Source organism: Pseudomonas sp. F8002 (genome assembly GCF_013385495.1).
Taxonomy (GTDB): Bacteria; Pseudomonadota; Gammaproteobacteria; order Pseudomonadales; family Pseudomonadaceae; genus Aquipseudomonas.
Window position 1 is genome coordinate 39,433 of sequence record NZ_JACAPW010000008.1, and the last position, 7,126, is coordinate 46,558.

Below are 7,126 nucleotides of genomic sequence, written 5' to 3' on the forward strand. Positions count from 1 at the left end.
AGCGGTCATCTCAATTCACCTCGCCGATGCGCGGGTCGACCACCCGGTAGAGCAGGTCGATCAGCATGTTCAGCAGTACATAAATAAACGACACCAGGATCGCGAAGCCCATCACCGCCGGGAAATCCAGGGACTGGATCGACTTCACCACATAGGCACCCATGCCCGGCCAGGCGAACACGGTTTCGGTCAGCACCGCGCCGTACAGCAGGTCGCCGAGGGTCAGGCCGAGCACGGTGATCGACGGGATCAGCGCGTTGGGCAAGGCGTGGCGCAGGATCACCGCCCAGCGCGACAGGCCGTAGGCGCGGGCGGTACGGATGTAGTCCTCGCCCAACTGGTCGAGCATCGCCGAACGAATCTGCCGGGCGACCACGCCGAGGTTGACGAAACCCAGGGTGACGGCGGGCAGGATCAGGTGTTCCAGGGCATTCAGGAACAGCGGGATATCGCCGGCCAGCAGCGAGTCGATCAGGTAGAACCCGGTGATGGTGCGCGGTGGTTCGAGGCCTTCATCCAGCCGCCCGCTGCCGGGCAGCCAGCCGAGCTGGCCGTAGAACAACACGATCAGGCCCAGGCCGAGCCAGAAGGCCGGCGTGGAAATGCCGGTAACCGCCAGCGTTCGGGCGATCTGGTCGATGGCGCGGTTGTGATACACCGCTGACAGCACCCCCAGCGGTACGCCCACCAGTACCGAGAGCAGCAGGGCGGCCACCGCCAGTTCGAGGGTCGCGGGGAAGAACGCTTTCAGGTCTTCCAGCACCGGGCGGCTGGTGCGGATCGAGGTGCCGAGGTCGCCGTGCAGCAGGTCGCTCATGTAGCGGCCGTATTGCTGGTACAGCGGCAGGTCGAGGCCCAGTTGATGGCGGATGTTCTCGACAATGGCGTCGCTGGCCCGGTCGCCGGCAATCAGGCGCGCCGGGTCACCCGGGATCAGGTGGGAGATGCAGAAGGTAATCAGCGAAACGCCGACGACGACCAGGATCAGGCCGAACAGGCGTTTGCGCAACATATTCAGGAAGGCCATGAGGGCTCCTCGGTAACGCGAGACATTTGGATCAGGAATACAGCCTGGAAAACACAGCAGGTCCAGTGTGGGAGCGGGCTTGCTCGCGAATACGGTGGGTCAGTCATACATCGGGTAACTGATACACCGCTTTCGCGAGCAAGCCCGCTCCCACATTTGATCGCGTGTTACTTACTGATCTCAGCCACGTTGAACACCTGCTCCAGCATCGGATGGAACACATATCCCTTCACCGAATCACGCATCGGCAGGGTGTAGTTCTTCTGATAGAGGTAGGCGTACACGCTGTCCTTGAGCACGATCTTCTGGGCTTCCTGGTACAGCTCGGTGCGCTTGGCCGTGTCGTTGTTGGCGGCCGCATCGCGAATCAGCTTGTCCACCACCGGGTTGCTGTAGAACGAACGGTTGCCCGGCAGGCCTTGCAGGGAGGAGTCGAACCAGAAGTTCATGTACATGTAGGGGTCGGAGAAGTCCGGTGCCCACGAGCCGATGGACACGTCGAAGTCACCCTTGCCCAGGCGCTCGCGCATGGTGGCGTTGGCCAGTTTTTCCATCTTCAGGTTGATCCCCAGCGGCGCCAGGCTGGCTTGCAGGGTCAGGCCAATGGATTCCCAGTCCGGGTCCTTGTCGGAGTACATGTAGTTCAGGTTGGTGATTTTTTCCGGGAGTTTCTTCAGGTTCGCGCCCGCGCTGTCCAGGTCCTGTTTCATCAAGGGCAGGCTCGGGTCATTGGCCCACATGCCGGCGGGAATCGGCCCGTTCATCAACTTGGCCTGGCCCTTGAGGATGCCGTCGACAATGCCTTTGTAGTCCACCGCATCAACGATTGCCTGGCGCGCATTCTGGTTGTTCAGCGGGGCTTTCTGGTTGTTCAGGTACAGGTAGGTCACCCGCAGCGACGGGAACTCCTTGATCACCACGTCTTTCTTTTTGGCCAGGTTGGTGAGCTGGTCCTGGGGCATGTCTTCGGCGATGTCCAGGTCACCGCGTTCCAGTTGCAGGCGGCGTACCGAGGCTTCGCTGATGATCTTGATCACCACCTTGTTCAGCGCGGGCTTGGTGCCGGCGTAGTAGGTGTTGGGTTCCAGGGTCAGGCTCTGGCCTTTCTGCCAGTTGCTCAGGCGAAAGGCGCCGGAGCCGGCGGTGTGGGTGGAGAGGTAGGCGTTGACGTCGCCCTGTTTCACCACGTCCGGGTTGATGATGCCGGCGCCGTTATGGGCGAGGGTGTAAAGGAAGGGCGCGTAGGGCTTGGCCAGGGTGAACCGCACGGTGAGCGGGTCGACCACGGTGACTTTCATGTCATCCGGGAACGCACCCGACGGGCCTTGCTTGAGCTGCATCACGCGGTCGAAGGAGAACTTCACCGCATTGGCGTCGACCTCGGCGCCATCATCGAACTTGTTGCCGGGCTTGAGTTTGAAGTCCCATACCAGGCCGTCGGCCGAGGTGGTCCAGCTGTCGGCCAGGTCGCCCTTGACCTCGGTGCTGCCCTTGCCGTTTTCGACTTTGTAGGCCACCAGCTTCTGGTACGCCGGGTACGTCACCGCCCAATCGTTGTTGTCGATGGTCACGGCCGGGTCGAGGGTTTGCGGGTCGGCGGCCTTGCCGATCATCAGGGTGTCTTTGGGGGCGGCGGCACTTGCCGATTGCCACGCGCCCAGGCTCAGGGCGGCGCACAGCAGGGAGAGTGCGAGGGTCTTGCGGTTGCTTGGGGTCATGCCGGTTTCCTTGATTATTTAGAGGAAAAAGCGGGTTGGTTTATTTTTATGAAATCTATAACCGGGCAGTTGGAGCTAAAGGGTGCTGCTAATTATTGTGATGGTACGGTCCTTGTGATCAGTGTGACTCCTCAATTAATGGGAAAAGTTCGGCATCCGGCAACTCGTAGTGCCACCACTCGGTGGCAATCGCCTTGAAGCCGGCGCCGAGCATGATGCCCAGCAACAGCAGGCGGTTGCGCTGCACCTGCGGCGGCAGGTCGGGGTAGAACTGGTGGGACTTGGGCTCCATGGCATCAAACGCCGTGCCCATGTCCAGGGGGGTGCCGTGTTCATCAATCAGTGTCAGGTCGACGGCCACGCCGCGGGTGTGGTGCGAGCCCAGGCGCGGGTCGCGCACGTAGTCCGGGTTGGGCAGGGCCTGCCACAACAGTTGCTGGGCGTAGGCCGGCCGATAGGCGTCGTAGATCAGCAACGTCATGCCGGCCTGGCGTGCCAACAGGCTCGCCTTGCGCAGGCAGGCGGCCGCTTCGGTGTGCAGCAGGCAGCGGGTGTTGCGGTAGATCACGGTGCCTGCCAGGTTGTCGGCACTGGCGTAGATCAGGTCGACCTGTACCGGGTATTCCGGTGGGGCGATTTCTACCAATGGGCTGGTATTCACTCAAAGATTTCCTTTCCAGGGTCAGGATTCGAACTGGCCGAAGGCCTGTTGCAGGGCGCGGTTTTTTGCCAGGCGTGCATCCAGTCGCTCGCCGTAGCGGTCAGCGACGGCAGACACCATCAGGTTGAACAGGCACGTCAGGGGCGCCATGGAGTCCCAGAACTGGCCGACATCGGTTTTCAGTTGCAGCAGGTCCAGGTTGTAGTCCCGGGCCCAGGGGCATTGCAAGTCAGTGATCAACGCCAAGGGTAGACCCTGGGCATTCGCGGTCTCGCAGAACGTGGGCGTGATGCTGGAATAGGCGCGGAAGTCCGCTGTGATGGCGTAGGGTTTTTCAAAGCCGGAGTTCAGGGTCTCGGCGTAGATCCCCGACAGGCCATCGACGTAATAGACCTTGGGGCGAATGTATTCCAGGTGACTGTGGAACGCATTGAGGATGCCCCGGGTGGACTGGATGCCGAGGATGAACACGGCGTCTGCATCCACGATGTGCTGCACGATATCGGCGAAACCCTGGCTGCGGGCCAGGCCGTACACATGCTGGATGGCTTCGATCTCGCGGTTGAGGGAACGGTCGAGGGCGTCTTCCTGATCGTTCTCCTGGCGAAACGCGCCAAGGCGGTCGGTGATCAACCAGGATGCTTGCGGGTCGCCGCGCAGGCCTTGCTTGACGTCATCGAGGTTGCGATAACCCAGGGTTCGCAAGAAGCGCCCCACTGAAATCCCGGTGGTGCCGGCTTGCTGGGCGATGCTGTCGGCGGTTTCGAACGGCAGCTGTTGCAGGTTGCCCAGCAGGTAGGTCGCGATGCGCTTGCCGGTGGGCGTCAGCGTCGGGAACTGCTGTTCCAGCGTGCGCTGGAAGCTGTTTTTATCCATGACGTTTTCGCGCAGGCCGGTCATTGATGTTACTCATGTTTCATGATTTTGATGTCTGTTAGAAACATAACATCGGCAATCGCGATAACACAATGGCTTTTTTTGCACTGGGCGGGCAGGGGGGGACAAGCGGCGATCAAGGCCGCTGGGGTTTCACCGAAGTACCGAACGTATTGCCCATGCGCACACTGGTCGCTGCGGGTGTAGAGAGCCCGATCTGGTTCGGCTTGCGTTTGTCGATGGGCACCTGTTGCGCTTGCTGGTTCTTTTGCGTGGCCTTGGCGGCGTCCGGGTGGTTGCCCATCTGCTGGCTCAGGCAGCCATAGTCCGGTGCCTTGTAGCCATCCACGTTGACCTCGGTGCAGCCATTCGGCGTTCCTTCGGCGTGGGCCATCAGCGGCAGGGCAGCACACAGCAACAGGCTGGCGAGGGTCGGGAACAGGTTCATCGGTGCCTCCTGGCGAGCCCTGGGAAATGGGCCGGTATGGCTCAAAAGTGTAGTGCAGCGGGCTGCCCGTCAGCGTGATGTTTTTTTTGCTGGCACCGTAACATCAGGTTCATAAACTGGCCTCAGGATGACGGTTTTGTAGGCTATGTCGGACGTGTTGCGATGCTGAGCAGGGGGGCTTGGAGGCGCGCGGGCTGCTGCCTGGCTCTGCTGTTGGGGCTGGCGCAGACCGTGCGCGCCGAAGTGACCCTGGACCTGCCCGCGCAGAACCTGGATAGCGCCCTGCAGGCGTTCAGCCATGCCACCGGCATGGCGGTGCTGGTGGACCGCGAGTTGACCCGGGGCCGGCGCTCCATCGGCGTGCATGGCCGCTACAGTGCGCAGCAAGCCCTGGGCCTGCTGCTGACAGGGAGTGGCCTGATGGCGCGTTATGCCCGCAGCGATGCGTTCACCCTGCAAGTCCCCGAGGTCAGCCAGCCGGCCACGACGCGGGGGCTGAAGGCAGGGCATGCAGCACGGATCAACAACAGCTATGCCGCGGCCTTGCAGCAGGCGATCGAGCGCAGTTTGTGCCGTTCGCCGCTGACCCGCCCCGGCAGTTTCCGGGCGCTGGTGCAGGTGTGGGTCAACGGTGACGGGGTGATCGAACACAGCCGGCTGGTCAGCTCCACCGGTGACCTGCAGCGTGACGAAGCGCTGGTACGCGGCCTGGGCGCCACCCGGGTCGAACGCCCTGCGCCCAGTTCGCTGCGCTTGCCGGTGACCTTACTTTTGATGCCCGATTCAACAGGAACACGCATGGAATGCACAGCAGGGGAAGGAGTTTCCGGGGCATGAAAGATACCGGCCACAGCATGATGGTCAGCCTGTTCCTGGCGTCCTACGAGGACTTCAAGGTACGCCTGCGCAAGCGCCTCGGGTCCGAGGACCTGGCCAACGACGTGCTGCACGAGACCTACCTGCGGGTCGACCGCATGGACGTACCGCCGAACTTGGCGCAACCCAATGCCTACCTGTATCGAATGGCGCTGAACATCGCCGCTGACCGACGCCAGGCGGATGCGCGACTGTTGACCGGCAGCGAAGTCGAAGAGCTGCTGCAAACCGTCGATGAAGCCCAGGACCCGTCGCGGGTGGTGGGTGGCCAGCGGGAAATCCAGTCCTTGCTCAAGGCCCTCTACGAACTACCGGCGCGGCGGCGCCAGATCCTTATCGCTGCACGTCTGGAAGAGGCGCCACACCTGGAGATCTCCAGGCGTTTCGGGATTTCCACGCGCATGGTCGAAAAGGAAATCAAGGCCGGGCTGGGCCACTGTGCACAGCGCCTTGAAAGAAAAGTGATCCAGCGGTTCGGTCCCGGGGCCGGAAAACCGTCTTAGTGATTGAGTCCCTGATAATCCGTTGAGTACCTGCGCGCTTGAACATTTTTAACCTCTCCGCTGCCCGTGCTGCGCCCGACAGCCCCCTGCACGATGAAGCGCGTGACTGGCTGGTGCTGCTGACGTCGGGCCGGGCCACCGTTGCTGATGCCAAGGCGTTGCGCCAATGGTGCGCCCAGAGCCCGGAGCATGCCCGGGCGTTCGAGCAGGCCAAGGTGTTGTGGCAGCAATTGGCTCCCGCCGCCGAGCAGTTTTCCCGGCCGCGGCATTTTGGGCGGCGGGCGTTTTTGGGCGGGGCGATTGCGGCGTCGGCGGCGGTGTTGATGGTGCGGGTGACGGTGCCGGGTGGGTTTGCCGGGTTGACGGCGGATTACCGCACCGAGGTCGGGGAGCAGCGGCGGGTGGAGTTGGGTGATGGGGTTCGGCTGGAGCTCAATACGCAGACGCGGATCAGCCGGCGTGAGGGTGGGATTGAGTTGTTGGAGGGGGAGGTCGAGGTGCTGGCCGATGCTGCGATGCCGCTTCAGGTTCAGGCGGGTGGAGGGTGGTTGAGTGCGGCTCGGGCGCGGTTCAATGTGCGCAATACGGATCACAGTGTGTGTGTGACGTGTATTGATGGGGCGCTGTTGGTGGGTGTTGGGGGGCGTACGGTTCGGCTTGAGGGTGGGCGGCAGCTGACTTATGACGCCAGCGGTGTGGGTGAGCCGGTGGCGGTGGACGTGCAGGCTGTGGTGGCTTGGCGGGAGCAGGTGCTGGTGTTTGATAATGCGACGCTGGCGACGGTGGTGGATGAGATCAATCGCTATCGGCCGGGGATGTTGCTGCTGATGAATGCGCAGTTGGGCAAGCGGCGGGTGCAGGCGCGGTTTAGTCTGCATCAGTTGGCGGGGGTGGCGCTTTTGATTCGCGATGCGTATGGGGCCAAGTGTACGGAGTTGCCTGGCGGTGTTGTTTTGTTGAGTTAGATCGGTGTGCATATCCGTTATTGGGGTAACGACCAGAGCGAAAACAGATCTG

At 62.2% G+C, this 7,126-nt stretch carries 8 protein-coding genes; 3 read left to right on the top strand and 5 right to left on the bottom strand.

The features are described from left to right. Window positions 1–10: 10 nt before the first annotated feature. The 5 genes from HX811_RS08005 to HX811_RS08025 all read right to left on the bottom strand — a co-directional run bounded on the left by HX811_RS08005 (window position 11) and on the right by HX811_RS08025 (window position 4,730). A complete protein-coding gene (locus tag HX811_RS08005; RefSeq protein WP_008431420.1) occupies window positions 11–1,027 on the bottom strand; it encodes an ABC transporter permease in 1,017 nt (338 codons plus the stop codon). Window positions 1,028–1,194: 167 nt separating this feature from the next. Then, complete coding sequence (locus HX811_RS08010; RefSeq protein WP_008431417.1) at window positions 1,195–2,745, bottom strand: ABC transporter substrate-binding protein; 1,551 nt, start codon at window positions 2,743–2,745, stop codon at window positions 1,195–1,197. Between the two features lie 118 nt (window positions 2,746–2,863). Next, window positions 2,864–3,406 (bottom strand): D-alanyl-D-alanine dipeptidase, encoded by a 543-nt coding sequence (ddpX, locus tag HX811_RS08015; RefSeq protein WP_177045484.1) that lies wholly within the window; start codon window positions 3,404–3,406, stop codon window positions 2,864–2,866. 21 nt (window positions 3,407–3,427) lie between these two features. Beyond that, complete coding sequence (locus HX811_RS08020; protein ID WP_177045498.1) at window positions 3,428–4,282, bottom strand: MurR/RpiR family transcriptional regulator; 855 nt, start codon at window positions 4,280–4,282, stop codon at window positions 3,428–3,430. 136 nt (window positions 4,283–4,418) lie between these two features. Next, a complete protein-coding gene (locus HX811_RS08025; RefSeq protein WP_087694900.1) occupies window positions 4,419–4,730 on the bottom strand; it encodes a hypothetical protein in 312 nt (103 codons plus the stop codon). Between the two features lie 162 nt (window positions 4,731–4,892). On the opposite strand from HX811_RS08025, the gene HX811_RS08030 reads away from it, so the two are divergent. From HX811_RS08030 to HX811_RS08040, 3 genes are read left to right on the top strand one after another with little or no spacing between them, the layout of a single operon-like run. After that, entirely contained in the window at window positions 4,893–5,567 is a 675-nt protein-coding gene (locus HX811_RS08030) for a secretin and TonB N-terminal domain-containing protein (protein WP_087694899.1), read from the top strand. Beyond that, the gene (locus tag HX811_RS08035) at window positions 5,564–6,109 is read left to right on the top strand and encodes an RNA polymerase sigma factor (RefSeq protein WP_102605758.1); all 546 of its coding nucleotides are present in this window, start codon (window positions 5,564–5,566) and stop codon (window positions 6,107–6,109) included. The genes HX811_RS08030 and HX811_RS08035 overlap by 4 nt, the downstream gene beginning before the upstream one ends. A gap of 38 nt (window positions 6,110–6,147) precedes the next feature. Beyond that, window positions 6,148–7,074: a DUF4880 domain-containing protein gene (locus HX811_RS08040; RefSeq protein ID WP_008431412.1), complete on the top strand. Its 927-nt coding sequence runs from the start codon at window positions 6,148–6,150 to the stop codon at window positions 7,072–7,074. Window positions 7,075–7,126: the final 52 nt, after the last annotated feature.

Coding starts and splice junctions, on each gene's coding strand:
- HX811_RS08005 (WP_008431420.1), bottom strand. CDS start 1,027: ATGGCCTTCCTGAATATGTTGCGCAAACGCCTGTTCGGCCTGATCCTG.
- HX811_RS08010 (WP_008431417.1), bottom strand. CDS start 2,745: ATGACCCCAAGCAACCGCAAGACCCTCGCACTCTCCCTGCTGTGCGCC.
- HX811_RS08020 (WP_177045498.1), bottom strand. CDS start 4,282: ATGGATAAAAACAGCTTCCAGCGCACGCTGGAACAGCAGTTCCCGACG.
- HX811_RS08025 (WP_087694900.1), bottom strand. CDS start 4,730: ATGAACCTGTTCCCGACCCTCGCCAGCCTGTTGCTGTGTGCTGCCCTG.
- HX811_RS08030 (WP_087694899.1), top strand. CDS start 4,893: ATGCTGAGCAGGGGGGCTTGGAGGCGCGCGGGCTGCTGCCTGGCTCTG.
- HX811_RS08035 (WP_102605758.1), top strand. CDS start 5,564: ATGAAAGATACCGGCCACAGCATGATGGTCAGCCTGTTCCTGGCGTCC.